16 protein-coding genes are annotated in these 18,529 nt (G+C 59.9%); 9 read left to right on the top strand and 7 right to left on the bottom strand.

Translation table 11 applies throughout. The annotated features are described in order from the left end of the window. Positions 1 to 6: 6 nt before the first annotated feature. Together rhaI and QA646_RS22050 are read right to left on the bottom strand one after the other, a co-directional pair. A complete protein-coding gene (rhaI, locus tag QA646_RS22045; RefSeq protein WP_283060372.1) occupies positions 7 to 1,299 on the bottom strand; it encodes an L-rhamnose catabolism isomerase in 1,293 nt (430 codons plus the stop codon). Between the two features lie 236 nt (positions 1,300 to 1,535). Next, the gene (locus tag QA646_RS22050) at positions 1,536 to 3,632 is read right to left on the bottom strand and encodes a bifunctional rhamnulose-1-phosphate aldolase/short-chain dehydrogenase (RefSeq protein ID WP_283060373.1); all 2,097 of its coding nucleotides are present in this window, start codon (positions 3,630 to 3,632) and stop codon (positions 1,536 to 1,538) included. 205 nt (positions 3,633 to 3,837) lie between these two features. Here QA646_RS22050 and QA646_RS22055 point away from each other — a divergent pair, with 205 nt between their 5' ends. The 7 genes from QA646_RS22055 (at position 3,838) to QA646_RS22085 (ending at position 11,037) form a co-directional block, all read left to right on the top strand. Beyond that, positions 3,838 to 4,650, top strand: coding sequence for a DeoR/GlpR family DNA-binding transcription regulator (locus QA646_RS22055; RefSeq protein WP_283060374.1), 813 nt, complete (start codon positions 3,838 to 3,840; stop codon positions 4,648 to 4,650). Positions 4,651 to 4,703: 53 nt separating this feature from the next. After that, a complete protein-coding gene (rhaS, locus tag QA646_RS22060; RefSeq protein ID WP_283060375.1) occupies positions 4,704 to 5,699 on the top strand; it encodes a rhamnose ABC transporter substrate-binding protein in 996 nt (331 codons plus the stop codon). Between the two features lie 72 nt (positions 5,700 to 5,771). Next, complete coding sequence (locus QA646_RS22065) at positions 5,772 to 7,307, top strand: sugar ABC transporter ATP-binding protein (RefSeq protein WP_283060376.1); 1,536 nt, start codon at positions 5,772 to 5,774, stop codon at positions 7,305 to 7,307. Between the two features lie 10 nt (positions 7,308 to 7,317). Further along, on the top strand, positions 7,318 to 8,322 hold the full coding sequence (locus QA646_RS22070) for an ABC transporter permease (RefSeq protein ID WP_283060377.1): 1,005 nt from the start codon (positions 7,318 to 7,320) through the stop codon (positions 8,320 to 8,322). Then, positions 8,319 to 9,332 carry an ABC transporter permease gene (locus QA646_RS22075; protein ID WP_283060378.1) on the top strand — a complete coding sequence of 338 codons (1,014 nt, stop codon included), beginning with the start codon at positions 8,319 to 8,321 and terminating at the stop codon, positions 9,330 to 9,332. Before QA646_RS22070 ends, QA646_RS22075 begins: the two co-directional genes overlap by 4 nt. Continuing rightward, positions 9,329 to 9,655 carry an L-rhamnose mutarotase gene (gene rhaM / locus QA646_RS22080; protein WP_283060379.1) on the top strand — a complete coding sequence of 109 codons (327 nt, stop codon included), beginning with the start codon at positions 9,329 to 9,331 and terminating at the stop codon, positions 9,653 to 9,655. Before QA646_RS22075 ends, rhaM begins: the two co-directional genes overlap by 4 nt. Further along, positions 9,652 to 11,037 carry an FGGY-family carbohydrate kinase gene (locus tag QA646_RS22085; RefSeq protein WP_283060380.1) on the top strand — a complete coding sequence of 462 codons (1,386 nt, stop codon included), beginning with the start codon at positions 9,652 to 9,654 and terminating at the stop codon, positions 11,035 to 11,037. Before rhaM ends, QA646_RS22085 begins: the two co-directional genes overlap by 4 nt. A gap of 17 nt (positions 11,038 to 11,054) precedes the next feature. Here QA646_RS22085 and QA646_RS22090 read toward each other — a convergent pair whose 3' ends face one another. Continuing rightward, a complete protein-coding gene (locus QA646_RS22090; RefSeq protein ID WP_283060381.1) occupies positions 11,055 to 11,933 on the bottom strand; it encodes a LysR substrate-binding domain-containing protein in 879 nt (292 codons plus the stop codon). A gap of 102 nt (positions 11,934 to 12,035) precedes the next feature. Between QA646_RS22090 and QA646_RS22095 the strand changes: the two genes are divergently transcribed. Both QA646_RS22095 and QA646_RS22100 read left to right on the top strand, forming a co-directional pair. Then, positions 12,036 to 12,740, top strand: a complete 705-nt coding sequence (locus tag QA646_RS22095) for an SDR family oxidoreductase (RefSeq protein WP_283060382.1) — start codon at positions 12,036 to 12,038, stop codon at positions 12,738 to 12,740. Between the two features lie 320 nt (positions 12,741 to 13,060). After that, the gene (locus tag QA646_RS22100) at positions 13,061 to 14,167 is read left to right on the top strand and encodes a branched-chain amino acid ABC transporter substrate-binding protein (protein WP_283060383.1); all 1,107 of its coding nucleotides are present in this window, start codon (positions 13,061 to 13,063) and stop codon (positions 14,165 to 14,167) included. Between the two features lie 82 nt (positions 14,168 to 14,249). On the opposite strand, the gene QA646_RS22105 is transcribed toward QA646_RS22100, so the two are convergent. The 4 genes from QA646_RS22105 to QA646_RS22120 form a co-directional block, all read right to left on the bottom strand. Then, entirely contained in the window at positions 14,250 to 15,074 is an 825-nt protein-coding gene (locus QA646_RS22105; RefSeq protein WP_283060384.1) for a sugar phosphate isomerase/epimerase, read from the bottom strand. Between the two features lie 87 nt (positions 15,075 to 15,161). Then, complete coding sequence (locus QA646_RS22110) at positions 15,162 to 16,337, bottom strand: dihydrodipicolinate synthase family protein (protein WP_283060385.1); 1,176 nt, start codon at positions 16,335 to 16,337, stop codon at positions 15,162 to 15,164. 13 nt (positions 16,338 to 16,350) lie between these two features. Next, on the bottom strand, positions 16,351 to 17,508 hold the full coding sequence (locus QA646_RS22115; RefSeq protein ID WP_283060386.1) for a Gfo/Idh/MocA family oxidoreductase: 1,158 nt from the start codon (positions 17,506 to 17,508) through the stop codon (positions 16,351 to 16,353). A 130-nt stretch (positions 17,509 to 17,638) separates the two neighbouring features. After that, positions 17,639 to 18,358: a TetR/AcrR family transcriptional regulator gene (locus QA646_RS22120; RefSeq protein WP_283060387.1), complete on the bottom strand. Its 720-nt coding sequence runs from the start codon at positions 18,356 to 18,358 to the stop codon at positions 17,639 to 17,641. Between the last annotated feature and the right edge of the window lie 171 nt (positions 18,359 to 18,529).

Consider the following 18,529-nt stretch of genomic DNA (forward strand, 5'->3'; position numbering starts at 1 on the left):
GACGTCTCAGATAATTCCGCCCCCGCCTGCCGCCGAGGCCGGCCGCTCGCCAGCAACCTTTTTGCGGTAGCCGCTTGCCCGATAAGCGGCCACCGGATCGATGGCGCCGCCGGTGCGGCGGCGGGCTTCCGCAAGGATGGGCTCGACATCGGCACGATAAGCGCGCTTCAGCGTCTCGGATGCCATAAGGGCGTCGTTAGAGTCTTGATAGTCCGCCAGCGCTTTCCGGTCGACGATCAATGCCTGCGCATAGGCGCGGCGGATTTCGTTGGCACTGGAAATCAGGCTTTCGATCGGGTCGGTGACATTGTGCGACTGGTCGATCATATGGGCCGGATGGAAGCCTTTGACGCCGCGATGCTCGGCCTCGACCAGTTCATTGAAGACGAGGAACAGGCGATAGGGCTCGATCGCGCCGGCGTCGAGATCGTCGTCGCCATATTTGGAATCGTTGAAGTGGAAACCGCCGAGCTTGCCGAACTGTATGAGGCGCGCGACGATCATCTCGATATTGGTGTTCGGGGCGTGATGGCCAAGATCGACGAGGCAGAAGGCCTTGGGCCCGAGGGTCTGCGCGATCAGATAGTTCGTTCCCCAATCCTGTACGACGGTCGAATAGAAGGCCGGTTCGTACATCTTGTGCTCGGAAAACAGCCGCCAGTCATCCGGCAAGGCCTTGTAGATCTCTGCCATCGCGGCGAGGTAACGCTCGAACGCCTTGGTGAAATTGCTTTGGCCCGGGAAGTTGGAACCGTCACCGATCCAGACCGTCAGCGCCTTCGAACCGATCGCCTTGCCGATCTCGATGCATTCCAGATTGTGCTCGACAGCCTGGGCGCGCGTCGCCGCATCGACATGGCTGAGCGAGCCGTATTTATAGGAATGCGCCTGGCCGGGCGCATCGGAGAAAGTGTTGGAATTCATGGCATCGAAACCGAGGCCGAGCGCGTCGCCCTTCGCCTTCAATTCCTTTGCATCGGCCTTGTCCCAGGGGATATGCAGCGAAACGGTCGGCGTCGCCTGCGTCAATTGGTGGATGACGGCGCAATCGTCGAGCTTGTCGAAAATGCCGCGTGGTTCGCCGGTGCCCGGAAAACGGGCAAAGCGCGTACCGCCGGTGCCGACACCCCAGGAGGGCACGGCGACAAAGAATTCGGAGACCTTTTTCGTCACCGTCTCGATATCGACGCCGCGGCGCGCAAGCGTGGCGCCGAGCGCCTCATAATCGGATTTCAGCGCAGCGGCGCGCTTGTCGTTTTCTGCAGCGACCAGATCCGGCGCAATTCTGAACTCGGCCATTCTTTCCTCCCAGGTATGTCATTCGAAATCTTACGGTGCGATCACCCTGCAAGCCATCACCCGCCCTCGCCCTTCGAGGGCCCTATGGGCCACCTCAGGGTGAGGGCTGATCTCCTCGTCAGTTGGCGCAGTCGCTACTCCATCCTCATGGTGAGGTGCACTGTCGCAGGAGCGAAGCGAGTGCGGCAGGGCCTCGAACCACGAGGATGGCCCCGAGGCTGCCACTTCCTTACCGACTAGCGCGTAAAGCTCTGCGCGTTCCCCGCATCAACATTGATGATGTTGCCCGTCGACTTGGCGGAGAGGTCGGAAGCGAGGAAATAGATTGCCTCGGCAATATCTTCCGGGAAAACGTTGAGCTTCAACATCGAGCGCTTGCGGTAATGTTCCTCCAGCTCGTCCACCTCGATCTTCGAAGAGGCGGCGCGCTGCTCGCGCCATTCGCCATTCCAGATCTTGGACCCGCGCAGGACGGCGTCGGGATTGACGGTGTTGACGCGAATGCCCGCATCCGCTCCTTCGAGCGCCAGGCAACGCGCCAGATGGATTTCGGCGGCCTTGGCCGTGCAATAGGCGGCCGCATTCGGCGACGAGGCAAGACCGTTCTTGGAGGCAACGAAGACGATGTTGCCGCCGAGACTCTGGCGGCGGAAAAGCCGGAAGGCTTCGCGCGAGACGAGGAAATAGCCGGTGGCGAGAATATCTATATTGCGGTTCCACGTCGAAAGCTCCGTGCTTTCGATCGGTGCGGAGGAGGCAATGCCGGCATTCGAAACAAGAATGTCGATGCCACCGAATTCAACGCAGGCTTCCGCGAAGGACGAAATCACGGCATCCTCCTTGGTCACGTCAAGCTTGATGCTGCGCACCGAGTCCGCACCGAATTTCTTGGCGAAGTCGTCCTGCGTGCTCTCTAATGCTGCCTGATCGATGTCAGCCAGCACCACGCAGGCGCCCTCTCCCACCAGACGCGCCGCCGTTGCGCGGCCGATGCCACCGGCGCCGCCGGTGACGAAAGCAACGCGACCGGCAAGGCTCTTCGGCTTCGGCATGCGCTGCAGCTTCGCTTCTTCCAGCAGCCAATATTCGATATCGAAGGCTTCCTGCTCCGGCAGGCCCTGATATTCAGACACGGTCGATGCGCCGCGCATGACGTTAATGGCATTGACGTAGAACTCGCCGGCAATGCGCGCCGTCGCCTTGTCGCGGGCAAAGGAGAGCAGGCCGACGCCCGGCACCAGGAAGATCACCGGGTTGGGGTCGCGCATGGCTGGCGAATTGTCGTGCTTGCAGTCGTTGTAATAGCGGGCGTAGTCGGCGCGGTAGTCTTCCAGCGCCTGGTCGAGGCCGGCGATGACGGCATCGGCGTCGGGCTTGGCCGGATCGAAGTCGACGATCAGCGGCCGGATCTTCGTGCGCAGGAAATGGTCCGGGCAACTGGTGCCAAGCGCGCCCAGCGGACGGAGATTGTTCGAGTTGACGAATTCCAGCACGGCATCCTGGTCATCGAAATGACCGAGCTTGCGCTCCGCCTTGCCGATGCGACCGCGAATTTCCGGCATCAGCTTGGCGGCAATCGCGTGGCGTTCGGCCCGCGGCAGACTCTGGACCACCGCGCCACCGAAGATGGTCTTACCTTCAGTCTTTGCCGCAAACCATTGAATGGCCTTGTTGATGATCGCAAGCGTCAGTTCGTAGCAGCTCTTTGCATCGTTGGCCCAAGTAAAGAGGCCATGGCTTTCGAGAACGACGCCCTTGGCATTCGGATGCGCCTTGACGAAGGCTTCGAGATCGAGGCCGAGCTGGAAACCGGGGCGCCGCCAGGGCAGCCAGCCGATATCTTCACCGAAGATTTCGCGCGTCAGCTCGCGAGAGTTCTTGGAAGCCGCGATCGCGATGATCGCGTCGGGATGCATATGGTCGACATGGGTAAAGGGCACGAAACCGTGCAACGGCGTGTCGATGGAAGCGGCACGGGCATTGAGGTTGAAAGTGCAATGCGGCAAGAAGCCGACCATGCGGTCTTCGTCGGCAACGCCCTTATAGATGCTCTTCAGGCTCTCGAGCTTGTCCTGATAAAGCGTGGCAAAACCGTCGAGTTTGATGGTGCCGACATCGCCGCCGGAGCCTTTGACCCACAGTACTTTAACCTTCCCGCCGGTCAGCGGATCGGTTTCCATGACCTTGGCGGACGTATTGCCGCCACCGTAATTGGTGATACGCTTGTCAGCACCGAGCAGATTCGACCGGTAGAGAAGCTTGCCTGGCTCATCGAGGCCGGCCGCATATGCATCATCCCAACGGTTTTCCAGAAGCTGAACCTCAGCCGCCATGTCATCCTCCCATAAGATCAAGTCTTGCGGACGGTCGGAAACATGCTCAAACCGCCCCTGTTAATCACGATATCGCTCACGCATAGTCGCTTTGTCAATCGAAAACGATCAAATTTGATAATGCTGCGATGCAATATGAAAGTTTTTGAGCGTTTGTGATTGACACTTTGTCACATTTGCGAAATAACCCGAGAAGGAGGAGCCGATGCACGAACGTGAACGCCATCGCATCATTTTGAGCGCCGTACAAGAAAAGCCTGTGGTGACGATTCAGGATATTTCTGAATTGACCGAGGCCTCCGAAGCGACGATCCGCCGTGATATTGCGGCCCTGCATGTGCAGGGAAAAATCCGGCGCGTGCGCGGCGGTGCAGAATCCATCCATCCTCCGCAACTCGGCAATTTGGCCGGGCGTCCCTTCCGCGTTTCGGAAGGCGTCAATATCGATAAGAAACGAGCAATTGCGCGCAAAGCCGCCGAATTATGCGGCCAGGGCGATGCCATCATCATCAATGGCGGCACGACGACATTCCAGCTTGTCCACTATATTTCGGCCTATCGGCTGCAGGTGATGACCAATTCCTTCGCCATCGCCGAACATTTGGTCAAGCATTCCAAAAATACGGTGACGGTCCCGGGCGGCGCGATCTATCGCGAGCAGAGCCTGATCCTGTCGCCCTTCGACAACGATACGACCCGGAACTTCTACGCGCGGCGCATGTTCGTCGGCGCGCAGGGCGTTGGTCCGCTCGGCATCATGGAAGCCGACGCGCTGGTGATCCAGAGCGAGCAGAAGCTGATGCGCCAGGCCGACGAGCTGGTCGTGATGGTCGATTCCAGCAAGTTCCGTCAGCGCTCCAGCCTGATCCTTTGCCCGCTTGAGCAGGTGACGACGATCATCACCGATGACGGCGTTTCGGCGGAAACTGTACGCATGGTCGAGGATGCCGGCGTGTCGCTGATTATCGCGAGCGTCACGGCGCAGGCCGAGAGGGAGGATTCCCCGTCCGTCGCATGAGATAAGCGGCGTGGCGGGGTGAGCATAGCCTATCAACTTTGGGAGGAAGAGACATGAATATTGCAAAGAAATTGGCGATCGGCGTAGCGCTGGCCGTCGCAATGATGGCCGGTACGGCAAGTGCGAAGGACATCAAGATCGGCCTCGTGGTGAAGTCGCTCGGCAACGGCTTCTTCGAAGCGGCCAATAAGGGCGCACAGGAAGCTGCCAAGGAACTCGGCGGCGTCCAGGTCATCTACACCGGCCCGACTTCCACGACGGCCGAAGGCCAGATCGAAGTCATCAACTCGCTGATCGCACAGGGCGTCGATGCCATCGCCATTTCTGCCAATGATCCGGACGCTGTCGTCCCGGCTCTGAAGAAGGCAACGCAGCGCGGCATCAAGGTTATCTCCTGGGATTCCGGTGTCGCTCCGGCCGGCCGCATTCTGCAGCTGAATCCCTCGTCCAACGAGCTGATCGGCAAGATGTGCCTGACGCTCGCTAAGGATCATCTTGACGGCGGCAAGGGCAACTTCGCCATCCTGTCGGCCACTACCACCTCGACCAACCAGAACATCTGGATCGGCGAGATGAAGAAGCAGCTCAAGGACTTCCCGGGCCTCAACCTGGTAACGACCGTTTACGGTGACGACCTTTCGGATAAGAGCTATCGTGAAGCCCAGGGCCTCCTTACCTCGCATCCGGAAGTCAAGGTCATCGTTGCTCCGACGACCGTCGGCGTGCTTGCCGCTTCGCAGGCCGTCAAGGATGCCGGCAAGATCGGCCAGGTCTATGTGACCGGTCTCGGCCTGCCGTCCGAAATGGCCGGTGCCATCAAGTCGGGTGCGACGAAGGAATTTGCGATCTGGAACCCGATCGACCTCGGCTACTCGGCTACGCAGATCGCCTACCGCCTCGTCAAGGGTGAAACCAATGGCAAGCCGGGCAGCGAAATCAATGCCGGCCGCATGGGCAAGATCAAGGTCGGAGACAATGGCGAAGCCGCCATGGCCGATCCCTTCGTCTACAACGCTTCGAATATCGATCAGTTCTCCAAGGTCTTCTGATCGACGGCTTCATTCGCAGCTTTCCGGCGGCTTCGGCCGCCGGATTTGGTTAACTTATCCGGTACATTGCTGATGACCACTGTCCTCCACCGAACTGCCACGGGCATGCCAAGCTTGGGCAATACCGCCATTCTGGAAATGCGCGGCATTTCGCAGATCTTTCCCGGCGTGAAGGCGCTCGACGGCGTCAGCATCTCGCTTTATCCCGGCACAGTCACCGCCCTGATCGGTGAAAACGGCGCCGGCAAATCGACGCTCGTCAAGATTCTGACCGGCATCTATCGTCCGAACGAGGGCGAGATTCTCGTCGACGGCAAGCCGACCACGTTCCATAGCGCCCAGGCTGCAATCGACGCCGGCGTCACCGCCATTCATCAGGAGACCGTGCTCTTCGATGAGCTGACGGTTGCCGAAAACATCTTTCTCGGCCACGCGCCGCGCACGAAATTCCGCACGATCGATTGGAAGACGATGAACAGCCGCTCAAGGCTGCTGCTGGAATCGCTGGAAAGCACCATCGATCCGTCGATCCGCCTGAAGGACCTCTCCATCGCGCAGCGCCATCTCGTAGCGATTGCCCGGGCGCTATCGATCGATGCCCGCATCGTCATCATGGATGAGCCGACGGCTGCCTTGTCCCGCAAGGAAATCGACGACCTCTTTCGTATCGTCGAAGGTTTGAAGGCCAAGGGCAAGGCCATCTTGTTCATCAGCCACAAGTTCGACGAACTATATGAAATCGCCGACAATTTCGTGGTTTTCCGCGACGGCCGCGACGTTGGACATGGCCGGTTGAAGGAGACGCCGCAGGACGAGATCGTCCGCATGATGGTCGGCCGCGATGTCAAGGATGCCTTCCCGAAGGTGCCGGTTACGATCGGCAACGTCGTGCTTGAGGTGGAAAACTACTGTCATCGTACGGAATTTCGGGACATCTCCTTCAAGCTGCGCCGCGGCGAAATTCTCGGCGTTTACGGCCTGATCGGTGCCGGCCGTTCCGAACTTTGCCAATCGCTGTTCGGCATCACGAAGCCGCTCTCCGGCCGGTTGACGCTGAGCGGCCAGGAAATCCATATTCATTCGCCGCATGACGCGATCCGCGCCGGCATCGTCTATGTGCCGGAGGAGCGTGGCCGCCATGGGCTGGCGCTGCCGATGCCGATCTACCAGAACATGTCGCTGCCTTCCCTCGGCCGGACCTCTCGCAAAGGCTTCCTCAAGGCAGCCAACGAGTTCGCGCTTGCCCGCAAATATGCCGAGCGGCTGGACCTGCGCGCCGCCGCCCTTTCCGTACCCGTCGGCACGCTGTCGGGCGGCAACCAGCAGAAGGTCGTGATCGGAAAATGGCTGGCGACACAGCCGAAGATCATCATCCTCGATGAGCCGACCAAAGGCATCGACATCGGCTCGAAGGCGGCCGTGCACGGCTTCATCAGCGAGCTGGCGGCAGAAGGCCTCAGCATCATCATGATCTCCTCCGAACTGCCTGAAATTCTTGGCATGTCAGACAGGGTGCTGGTGATGAAGGAGGGACTTTCGGCTGGTCTCTTCGATCGCGAAGGGCTGACGCCGGAAACGCTGGTGCGCGCCGCCACGGGCAATGCATAGGGAGAGCCGGATGCTACGTATCCTCAAAAAACGCGAGACACTGCTCTTCGTCATCATCGCCGTGATGATCGCCGGCTTCGCAACACGTGCGGCCGGCTTTGCCGAGCCCACTAATCTCGCCAATATCTTCAACGACACGTCGATCCTGATCATTCTGGCGCTGGCGCAGATGACCGTGATCCTGACGAAGTCGATCGATCTTTCCGTCGCCGCCAATCTTGCCTTCACCGGCATGGCTATCGCCATGCTGAATGCCGCCTATCCCGATCTGCCGCTGATCGTGCTCGTGGTTGCGGCAGTGGTCATGGGCGCGGTGCTCGGCGCCATCAACGGCTATCTCGTCTGGGCTCTGGAAATCCCGCCGATCGTCGTCACCCTCGGCACGTTGACCATCTATCGCGGCATGGCCTTCGTTTTGTCCAGCGGCGCCTGGGTGAATGCGCATCAGTTCACGCCGATCTTCCTCAACGTGCCGCGCACGCCGCTCCTCGGCCTGCCGGTCCTCTCCTGGATTGCCATTGCCATCGTGCTGATGATGTATTTCGTGCTGCGCTACACTCGCTTCGGCCGCTCCACTTATGCCAGCGGCGGTAATCCGGTTGCGGCGGTTTATGCGGGGATCGATGTCGGCTGGACGCGCTTCCTCGCCTTCGTGTTGTCGGGTGCTCTGGCCGGCCTTAGCAGCTATCTCTGGGTATCGCGCTATGCGGTCGCCTATGTCGACATCGCCAATGGTTTTGAGCTCGACAGCGTCGCGGCTTGCGTCATCGGCGGCATCTCGATCGCCGGCGGCGTCGGCTCGGTCGCCGGCACTGTGCTTGGCGCATTGTTCCTCGGCGTCATCAAGAATGCCCTGCCCGTCATCGGCATTTCGCCGTTCACGCAAATGGCGATCTCCGGCACTGTCATCATCCTCGCCGTCGTCTTTAACGCCCGGCGCGAGCGCAATCGCGGCCGCATCATTCTTAGGGATCAGGCGGCGAAGGAAACCTCGGGCAAGGAGGTCACCGCATGAGCACCGTATCCGAAACCGCACCGGAAAAGCGCAGCATTCCTGACCGTCTAGGCACGCCGTTCAAGCGCGTGATGGCGAGCTGGGAAGTCCTGTTGCTTGGCGTTGCGATTGGCATTTTCATTTTCAATTCACTGGCTTCGCCCTATTTCCTCGACCCTTATAACCTCTCGGACGCGACCTTCAATTTCACTGAAAAGGCGATGATCGCCTTCGCGATGGCGCTGCTGGTCATCGCCGGCGAAATCGATCTGTCCGTCGCCGCCATCATCGCGCTTGCCTCGACCGCCATGGGCGCCGCTGCGCAGGTGGGTGTCGATACGGTTGGGCTGGTGGCGATCGGGCTGGGCGTCGGGCTCGTTTGCGGCCTGTTCAACGGCTTCCTCGTCTCGGTGCTGAAACTGCCGTCGATCGTCGTGACCATCGGCACGATGAGCCTCTTCCGCGGCATTTCCTATATCGTCCTCGGCGACCAGGCCTATGGCAACTATCCGGATAGTTTCGCCTACTTCGGCCAGGGCTATGTCTTTTGGGTGTTTTCCTTCGAATTCGTTCTCTTCATCGTGCTGGCGATCGCCTTTGCCGTGCTGCTGCATGCGACGAATTTTGGCCGGCAGGTCTATACGATCGGCAATAATGATTTTGCGGCGCGCTTCTCCGGCATTCCGGTCGAACGGGTCAAATTCATCCTGTTCCTTCTGACAGGCATCATGAGCGGTATCGCCTCCATCTGCCTGACCTCGCGTCTCGGCTCGACGCGTCCATCGATCGCGCTCGGCTGGGAGCTGGAAGTCGTGACCATGGTGGTGCTCGGCGGCGTGTCGATCCTTGGTGGCTCCGGCACGATCGGCGGTGTCGTCATTGCCGCTTTCGTCATGGGTCTGGTGACCTTCGGGCTCGGCCTTCTGAACGTGCCGGGCATCGTCATGTCGATCTTCATCGGCCTCCTCCTGATCATCACCATCGCGCTACCGATCGTGGCACGGCGCATCAAAGCCATGAGCTCGAAATGACCGCTCCTCTCGAACGTCATGCTTTCAAGATGATGCTCAATCCCGGCATGGAGGCGGAATACCGGAAGCGCCATGACGAGATATGGCCGGAGCTGGTAGAGCTGCTGCATCAGGCCGGCGTCAGCGACTATTCCATCCATCTCGACCGCGAGACAAATACGCTGTTCGGCGTTCTGACGCGGCCGAAGGATCACACGATGGAGAGCCTTCCCGAGCATCCCGTCATGAAGAAGTGGTGGGCGCATATGGCGGATATCATGGCCACCAATCCCGACAATTCGCCGGTTCAAAGCGATCTCGTGACGGTCTTCCATCTGCCATGACCACAGAGCCGACCTATCGCCGCATTGCGGTCCTCGATATCGGCAAGACCAATGCCAAGGTCGTAGTGCTCGACGCGCAGACCGGCGCAGAGATTGCCGCCGTGCGGATGTCGAATGTGACATTGAAGACCGGTCCCTATCCCCATTATGATATCGACCGGTTATGGGATTTCGTTATCGGCGCGCTGAAGGGTTTTGCTGCCACGCCCGGCTTCGACGCCATATCGATCACCACCCATGGCGCCTCTGTCGTTCTTCTTGCCGAAGATGGCAGCCTCGCCCTGCCGGTGCTCGATTACGAGCATCGCTATCCGGAAGCCGTGCAGGAAGCCTATGAACGCCTGCGACCATCGTTCAGCGAAACCTTTTCGCCGAGGCTTTCCGGCGGTCTGAATGTCGGCGCGCAGATCCACTATCAGAAGAGCGCATTTCCCAAAGAATTCGCGCGCGTCAGAACGATCCTGACCTATCCGCAATATTGGGCCCTGCGGCTGACCGGCATCGCTGCCAACGAGGTGACCTCGCTTGGCTGCCACACCGATCTCTGGAACCCGACCACCGGCGTCTATTCCTCGCTGGTCGACACGCTGGGCATTCGTTCGCTGATGGCCCCGATCCGGTCCGCCTTCGATGCGCTCGGGCCTTTATTGCCGGTGATCGTGAAGGAGATCGGTCTTGACGCTCCGGTCCCGGTCTATTGCGGTATCCATGATTCCAACGCCTCGCTGCTACCGCATCTGGTGGAGAACGAAGCGCCCTTCTCCGTTGTGTCGACCGGAACCTGGGTGATCAATTTTGCGGTCGGCGGGGATCTCGATCATCTCGATCCAGCGCGTGATGCGCTTGCCAATGTCGATGCATATGGCCGCGCCGTGCCGTCCTCGCGCTTCATGGGCGGGCGGGAATTCGAGATCCTGGCGGATGAAATCGGACCCATATCGCAGGAAACGACGGAAGAGATGCTGGCGGCTGTTATTGAAAAGGGCATCATGCTGCTGCCGAATGTGGTCGACGGTTCCGGCCCTTTCCCCGGCAAGGTCAGGCGCTGGATCGGCGATGCTTCGGCAAATCCGGCAGAACACCTCGCCGCTGCCAACCTTTATCTGGCACTGATGACGGAGGCATGTCTGGGTTTGATCGGCGCCAAAGGCCCGATTTTCGTCGAAGGCCCCTTCGCACTCAATCGCGCCTATCTTGCCGGGCTCTCCTCGCTAGCCGGCTCCGATGTCATTGCCCTGCCCGGCTCGACAGGCACCAGCCAGGGTGCGGCACTGCTGACCGGTATCAGACCGATGGCTGTGGCGGAAAACCGGCCTATCAGGGCGGATCTGCCGGGCCTGCAAAATTACAGGCAAGCCTGGCGTCAAGCATTGGCAGAATAAAAGAAATAATATCCCTGCTATGGACCTGAGGAATATCGCTCGGTGCACCAGTTCCAGACCCTCTCCGCTGCCTTTCCCGGATATGAGACCTTTTTCCGAACCATGTAGTAATTTGCTTCGGACTTCACGTTCGTTTCCATGACCTGCACCAGCCGGCCGGCCTCCAGATCGGAGGCAACGAAAGCCTTGCAGGTGATTGCGAGCCCCTGGCCGGCCAGAGCGGCGTCGAGAGCGAGAGCCGTTTGATTGTACTTTGAGCCGAAGGGCATGTCGTTGGCGTGAAAATAGTGCTGCCAATGATCATAGGCGTCGTGAAGGAGCGGAAACTCGCGCAACTGCGAGGGCGAAAGCGGCAGCGGAACGCCGCTGACCAGATCGGGGCTGGCGACGACGATCAACTCCTGTCGAAATAGCAGTCGGGCGTCCCATGTTTCCGGAAACGGGGGGCGTGTCACTCGAATGGCTATATCGACGTTATCCCGATCGAAATCGGACAAAACCTCTGTTGCAATGGTTCGAAACTGCACACCCGGACACGCCGCCCGGAGCTCAGCGATCCTTGGGATCAACATCTTGGTCGCGAAAGTCGGAGTGACGCTGATGGTGATCATTTCCGGTTGGACGGAGAACCGTGCGGTCGCGGCATTGAGCGTATCGAAGGCGCGGCTGATGTCCGAAAGATAGATCGCTCCATGCGCGGTAAGGGAGAGACCACGTGGCAGGCGGTTGAACAGCGGCTGGCCGACATGTTGCTCAAGCGTGCGAACCTGCTGGGCGACGGCTGCCTGCGTCACTCCCAGCTCGTCGGCGGCCGCGCGGAAGTTGAGCTTTCGCCCCGCAACCTCGAAGGCGCGAAGTGCGTTTAACGGAGGTAGTTCCCGACGCGAGTATGCCATCACGACCCAATAGTTTTTCTTTAGCCTAGCACCAACACTTCTAGCGCGAAAGCCGCCCGGAATTTCGGCATAGTCTCATTCAAACCTTCTGCGGAGGCTATCATGACACAAGAAAAAGTCGCGTTGATCACCGCTGGCGGCTCTGGACAGGGCGCGGCAGCGGCTCGCAGGCTTGCTCAAGACGGATATCGTGTTGGTGTACTGTCGTCGTCCGGCAAGGGCGAAGCATTGGCGAAGGAACTTGGTGGCGTCGGCGTCACCGGCTCGAACCAGTCGAACGACGATCTGAAGCGTCTCGTCGATCTGGCAATGGAGAAATGGGGGCGCGTCGATGCGCTGGTGAACTCGGCTGGCCACGGGCCGCGTGCGGCGATCGTGGAGATTACGGACGCCGACTGGCACCAGGGAATGGAGGTCTACTTCCTGAACGCGGTGCGACCGATAAGGCTGGTCACACCGATCATGGAGGCCCAGGGCGGCGGTGCGATCGTCAATATAACGACGGCATGGACCTTCGAGCCGTCAGCCATGTTTCCTACATCAGCCGTCTTCCGGGCCGGCCTGGCGAGCTTCTCCAAGATCTTTGCCGATACCTACGCCCCGAAAAATATCCGCATAAACAACGTCCTGCCCGGATGGATCGACAGCCTTCCCGAGGTGGAGGAGCGTCGCGCGTCGGTCCCGATGGGACGTTACGGCACGTCCGATGAAATCGCAGCGACCATAGCTTTCCTGTTGTCGGATGGAGCAGCCTACATAACAGGCCAGAATATCCGCGTCGACGGCGGGCTTATGCGTTCGGTGTAAGATCGCCGGGGTCCATCTTCAATGCTTTAGGGAGCTAGGCCCATATCCGCCAAATTCCGGCAATAGGCTTGCGCCCGAAATTTCTGAAAAATCGTCAAAATTGTCCCGGCGACGGTTATTTTCTTGCGGAATCGCATTAGTATTTCTACAGAAACTACCCTTATGAGCGCTTTTGAGGTCAAAAATGTCCGAAGGCGATCATCAGCCTCGATGTCATTTCCTGTCTCCATTTCAAGGCGCCTTACGGCAGTTCGCGCGTGACGACAGGCCATTGCGGCGGGTTCAAAGGGCGCTGCCGCGCCCATCCAAGGAGAGAAAAAATGAGTCTGAAGACATTGACGGCTGCGACGTTCGTCGCCTCGCTGGCCTTCGCGCCGCTGGCGCATGCAGACATCGTGATCGGGCTGATCGCGCCGCTAACCGGTCCCGTGGCCGCTTACGGCGAGCAGGTGAAGAACGGCACCCAGACCGCCATCGACGAGATCAACAAGAGCGGCGGCATTCTCGGTCAGAAAGTGGTCCTGAAGCTTGGGGACGATGCCGGTGATCCGAAGCAAGGCGTTTCCGTCGCCAACGACTTCGTCGGCCAGAGCATTCGCTTCGTCGTCGGTCCGGTAACTTCGGGCGTTGCCATTCCGGTTTCGGATGCCCTCGCCGAAAACGGCATCCTGATGGTGACTCCGACCGCGACTGCGCCGGATCTCACCAAGCGCGGCTTGACCAATGTCCTGCGCACCTGCGGCCGTGATGACCAGCAGGCCGATGTCGCAGCGAAATATGTGCTGAAGAACTTCAAGGACAAGAAGATCGCCATTCTCAACGACAAGGCGGCCTACGGCAAAGGTCTGGCCGACGCTTTCAAGGCGACGCTCAACGCCGGTGGCATGACCGAAGCGCTCGACGATTCCTTGACCCCAGGCGAAAAGGACTACAGCGCGTTAGCTTCAAAGCTCAAGTCCGCCGGTGCCGATGTGATCTACTTCGGTGGCTATCACCCGGAGGGCGGCCTTCTCGCCCGTCAGTTGCGTGACATCTCCGTCAAGGCGCAGCTTATCGGCGGCGACGGCCTGTCGAACACCGAATATTGGGCGATCGCCAATGAAGCCGCACAAGGCACGATCTTCACCAATGCCTCCGACGCGCTGAAGAACCCGGATTCCCAGACTGCCGCAAAGGCGCTGCAAGCGCGCAACATTCCGCCCGAAGCCTTCACGCTGAATGCCTATGCCGCCGTGCAGGTGCTGAAAGCTGGCATCGAGAAGGCTGGCAGCGCCGACGATGCGCAAGCCGTGGCAACCGCATTGAAGAGCGGGGAACCGATCGAAACCGCCATCGGCAAAGTCACCTATGGCGAGACCGGCGACCTCACCTCGCAGACCTTCTCGCTCTACAAGTGGGACGCCGGCAAGATCGTTCCGGTCGAATAAGCCGCTTGTCTCACGTCTTCAAACTCTGCCGGGCCACTTGCGGCCCGGCATTTTTATGGTTGGCCGATTGCCTGGTGAGCCGTCAACAAACGGTGTGAAAGCGCTCGATGCAGGTGGACAGAACCTCCTCGCCCGGCTTTTTCCACCAATTCGCTTCCGAAAAAATCTCCACTTCCTGCGGACCGGAAAAGCCGGCCTTCTCGACCGCAGCGCGGATGCGCTTCAGATCGATGACGCCGTCGCCCATCATGCCGCGATCAAGCAGCAGATCCTTGGTCGGCACCAGCCAATCGCAGATATGGTGTGCAAGGATCTGGCCTTTGGCGCCGGCGCGAGCGATTTGCTCATAGAGCTTCGGATCCCACCAGACATGATAGACATCGACGGCCACGCCGACGCCTTCACCGAGCAGGTCGCAGATATCGAGGGCCTGTTCGAGCGTGTTCACGCAGGCACGGTCGGCGGCATACATCGGGTGCAGCGGCTCGATCGCCAGGGGGATACCGACGCTGCGCGCATGCGGCAGGATTGCCGCAATGCCATCCGCTACCATTTCCCGAGCGTGGGCGATATCCTTCGAACCCTTCGGCAGGCCGCCGACGACGAGCACGAGACAATCGGCATTCAGCGCAGCCGCTTCGTCGATCGCCCGTCGGTTGTCATCGATCGCCGCCCTCAAGCCCTCGGCATCGGCCGCTGGGAACATGCCGCCACGGCATAATCCGGTGACCTTCAATCTGTTATCGGCGACGATCCTTGCTGCTTCCGCCAAGCCGATCGCATGCACCTGATCGCGCCAGGGCGCGATCGCGACGATATCCTGCCTCAGGCAGGCCTCGACCGCCTGGCGCATGTCATATTGCTGGCGCACGGTCGCAAGATTGATGGAAAGGCCGGATACAGCCATTCTGATGATCCTCTCAGATCCCGTTTACTCTTTGCTTTCACGCGATTCCGGACGGAAAGCGGCTCACGCACTTTTCCTGGAATTGCTTTAAGCGACGCCGACCGTCGCAAGGATCGTCTTCATTCGCTGCACGGCAAGATCGGGGTCTCTCAGCACGCGCGCCGTATCGGCCAGGCGGAACAGCTCAGACAAGTGCACGACGGATCGCGTGCTTTGCTGGCCACCCAGCATCTGGAAGTGGTCCTGGAAGCCGTTGAGATAGGCGAGGAAGACCACACCGGTCTTATAGAAGCGCGTCGGCGCCTTGAAGATATGGCGCGAGAGCGGAACGGTCGGGGCCATCATCTCATGGAAGGCATCGAGATCGTTTCCGGCAAGCTTCGCGAGAGCCGCGCTCGCCGCCGGCGCGATCGCGTCGAGGATGCCGAGCAGCGCATGCGAATAGCCCTGGCTGTCCCCGGCGATCAGTTCGGCGTAGTTGAAATCGTCGCCGGTATACATCTTTACCGCCGGATCGAGGCGGCGGCGCATGACGATCTCTTTTTCCGCCGACAGCAGCGAGATTTTAACGCCATCGACCTTGGCGGCGTTGTCGTTGATGATCGCAACCGCCGTCTCCATCGCACGCATGTCGTCGGACGAACCCCAGTAGCCGGCGAGCGCCGGGTCGAACATCGAGCCGAGCCAATGGATGATCACCGGTTCTCGGACCTGCCCGAGGATGCGGTTGTAGACGCGGATATAGTCGTCCGAGCCTTTGGCGGCAGCCGCAAGCGCGCGGCTCGCCATCAAAATGATGCGCCCGCCCTCGCCTTCGACGAAGGCGACCTGCTCCTCATAGGCGCGGATGACATCGTCAATGGTGACGTTTGGACCGGGTGTCAGATGATCGGTGCCTGCGCCATAAGCGATCAGCGAGTCCGAGCGATTGCGGGCAGCCGATTGCGCATGCGTGATCAGCTCCTTGGCGCCGGTCCAGTCGAGACCCATGCCGCGCTGCGCAGTGTCCATGGCTTCCGCCACGCCAAAGCCGAGATCCCAGAGATATTCGCGGAAAGCGATCGTCCGCTCCCAGTCGATATTACGGTCGAGCCAGGGATCGTTGTCGGCCAGGGGATCGACGACGACATGGGCTGCGGCATAGGCGACGCGATTGAAGCGATGGCCGCCTGCAGGACGCTCCGGAGGGCTAAGCGGCGTATTGGCGACGGTGAATTCGGCAAGCTTGCCATCGGCGCCGGGCAAACGAAGAGTCTTCGTCATGATCCTATATCTCCTAGCGAGCGGGAAGCGAGGGAACGTCGATCCAGCGGCGCTCCGCCCAGCTCTTTTGAGCAAGTTCGGCGAGTTGAACGCCCTTGGCGCCCTCGCGCAAGGTGAATTTCCACGGCGTATCGTCGACGACATGGCGCAGGAAATCCTCCCACTGCGCCTTGAAACCATTGTCGAAGACCTGCGTGTCGGGCACTTCGTCCCAGGTTTCGAAGAAATTGATCGGCTGCGGCTGGTCGGGATTCCAAACCGGCTTCGGTGTGTTGACACGATGCTGCGTCCAGCAGCGCATCAGTCCACAGACCGCGGACCCATGCGTTCCGTCCACCTGGAAGGTCACGAGATCGTCGCGACGCACGCGTACGGCCCAGGAGGAATTGATCTGCGCGACCACGCCGCCGTCGAGCTCGAACGTGGCATAGGCCGCATCGTCGGCGTCGGCGACATAGGTCTTGCCGTTCTCATCGACGCGGCTCGGAATATGCGTCGCGCCATAGCAGCTCACGGCTTTGACTTCGCCGAAGAGATTATCGAGCACATAGCGCCAATGCGGCAGCATATCGAGGATCATCCCGCCGCCCTCGGCCTTGCGGTAATTCCAGGAGGGACGCTGCGCCTTCACGCCCCAATCGCCTTCGAAGACCCAGTAGCCGAACTCGCCGCGCACGGAGAGGATCTTGCCGAAGAAGCCGCTATCGCGCAGCATGGCGATCTTGCGCAGGCCCGGCAGATAAAGCTTATCCTGCACGACGCCATTCTTGACGCCGCGGCGCTCCGCCGAGTCTGCGACCGAAAGCGCTTCCTCCAGCGTCTCGGAAATCGGCTTTTCGCAATAGACATGCTTGCCGGCCGCAATGGCCCTCTCCAGCAGCGAGACGCGCATCTGCGTTGAACCCGCATCGAAGAAGATCGTGTTGTGAGGATCGGCGAGCGCGCTGTCGAGATCGGTGGTCGTTTTTTCGAGGCCATGCTTACGCGCGATGTCCGCGATCTTTTCGGCGTTGCGGCCGACCAGGATCGGGTCGGGCATCAACCTGTCGCCATTGGCAAGCAGCACGCCACCCTGCTCGCGGATCGCCAAAATCGATCGCACGAGATGCTGATTGTAGCCCATACGGCCGGTGATGCCGTGCATGATGATGCCGATCGGTTTCGTCACCATATCTCACTCCTCCCCGTAAATAACTATATAGTTACATGAGTGACACGCCAAAGCGGCGCTGTCAACGACGATCATCGACAACCGCAGCGGCAAGCCCACGGATTCGGCGGAATTGCGAGATGTTTTGGGCTTAAGGACGCAAGTAGGCGAAGATCACGTCGACGATATGCTCGCCCCAGGCGTCGATCTCCGACTTGTCGGAGAGGTTCCGCCGGAAGATCGTCGATAGGGTCCAGCGGTTCGTCAGGAAAAAGGAGCCGAGGGCCGCGATGCTCATGTAGATCTTGACCGGATCGCAGCCGGGACGAAAGTCGCCGGCCGCGGCGCCGCGATCCAGCAAGCCGGAAATTTCCTCTACCAAAGGCGAATGCAGTTCGAAAATCCGCGCTGACCGTTTCAGAAAGCGGGCCTTATGCAGGTTTTCCGTGTTGAGAATGCCCAGAAATTCCGGGTGATCCAGAAAATATTTCCATGTGAAAACAACAAGCTCGCGCATCCCCTCAGTGGGATTACGATGCGAGAGATCGAGCCTTGCTTCCGCCGAGCGGATGGCAACGTAACTGCCTTCCAGGACAGCAGCATAGAGCGCGTCCTTGCCGCCGAAATAGTGATAGAGCATGCGCTTGTTGATCTTGGCGCGCTCGGCTATCGCGTCGACGCGGGCGCCACCGAAACCGCGCTCGGCAAACTCCTTGGTCGCAGCCGCCAGGATCGCCTTGCTCGTGCGCTCCGCATCCCTGAGGCGCGGTCGCTCGGCGGGTGAATTCGAGACCGCCTGACCGGTGGCCTCGACCACAGTTTCAGCCTCTGGGCTCTTCGATCGACCCTTCGTGATTTTCGCTTCGGACATCCCGGCTCCGATTGCATTTGGCTAGGCCATGCGGCCTCCTAACCGCCGACAATTACTCGATCATGGCACAAGTTGACAGTCCCAGGGGAATCAAAGGCGTTAGTAACTATATGGTTATATAAATCGAAGCGGTTACGCGTAGCAGGCCGAGAACGCACGCTTCATCGGCGA

The organism is Rhizobium sp. CB3090 (assembly GCF_029714285.1).
Classification (GTDB): domain Bacteria; phylum Pseudomonadota; class Alphaproteobacteria; order Rhizobiales; family Rhizobiaceae; genus Rhizobium.

Coding starts and splice junctions, on each gene's coding strand:
- rhaI (WP_283060372.1), bottom strand. CDS start 1,299: ATGGCCGAGTTCAGAATTGCGCCGGATCTGGTCGCTGCAGAAAACGAC.
- QA646_RS22050 (WP_283060373.1), bottom strand. CDS start 3,632: ATGGCGGCTGAGGTTCAGCTTCTGGAAAACCGTTGGGATGATGCATAT.
- QA646_RS22055 (WP_283060374.1), top strand. CDS start 3,838: ATGCACGAACGTGAACGCCATCGCATCATTTTGAGCGCCGTACAAGAA.
- rhaS (WP_283060375.1), top strand. CDS start 4,704: ATGAATATTGCAAAGAAATTGGCGATCGGCGTAGCGCTGGCCGTCGCA.
- QA646_RS22065 (WP_283060376.1), top strand. CDS start 5,772: ATGACCACTGTCCTCCACCGAACTGCCACGGGCATGCCAAGCTTGGGC.
- QA646_RS22070 (WP_283060377.1), top strand. CDS start 7,318: ATGCTACGTATCCTCAAAAAACGCGAGACACTGCTCTTCGTCATCATC.
- QA646_RS22075 (WP_283060378.1), top strand. CDS start 8,319: ATGAGCACCGTATCCGAAACCGCACCGGAAAAGCGCAGCATTCCTGAC.
- rhaM (WP_283060379.1), top strand. CDS start 9,329: ATGACCGCTCCTCTCGAACGTCATGCTTTCAAGATGATGCTCAATCCC.
- QA646_RS22085 (WP_283060380.1), top strand. CDS start 9,652: ATGACCACAGAGCCGACCTATCGCCGCATTGCGGTCCTCGATATCGGC.
- QA646_RS22090 (WP_283060381.1), bottom strand. CDS start 11,933: ATGGCATACTCGCGTCGGGAACTACCTCCGTTAAACGCACTTCGCGCC.
- QA646_RS22095 (WP_283060382.1), top strand. CDS start 12,036: ATGACACAAGAAAAAGTCGCGTTGATCACCGCTGGCGGCTCTGGACAG.
- QA646_RS22100 (WP_283060383.1), top strand. CDS start 13,061: ATGAGTCTGAAGACATTGACGGCTGCGACGTTCGTCGCCTCGCTGGCC.
- QA646_RS22105 (WP_283060384.1), bottom strand. CDS start 15,074: ATGGCTGTATCCGGCCTTTCCATCAATCTTGCGACCGTGCGCCAGCAA.
- QA646_RS22110 (WP_283060385.1), bottom strand. CDS start 16,337: ATGACGAAGACTCTTCGTTTGCCCGGCGCCGATGGCAAGCTTGCCGAA.
- QA646_RS22115 (WP_283060386.1), bottom strand. CDS start 17,508: ATGGTGACGAAACCGATCGGCATCATCATGCACGGCATCACCGGCCGT.
- QA646_RS22120 (WP_283060387.1), bottom strand. CDS start 18,358: ATGTCCGAAGCGAAAATCACGAAGGGTCGATCGAAGAGCCCAGAGGCT.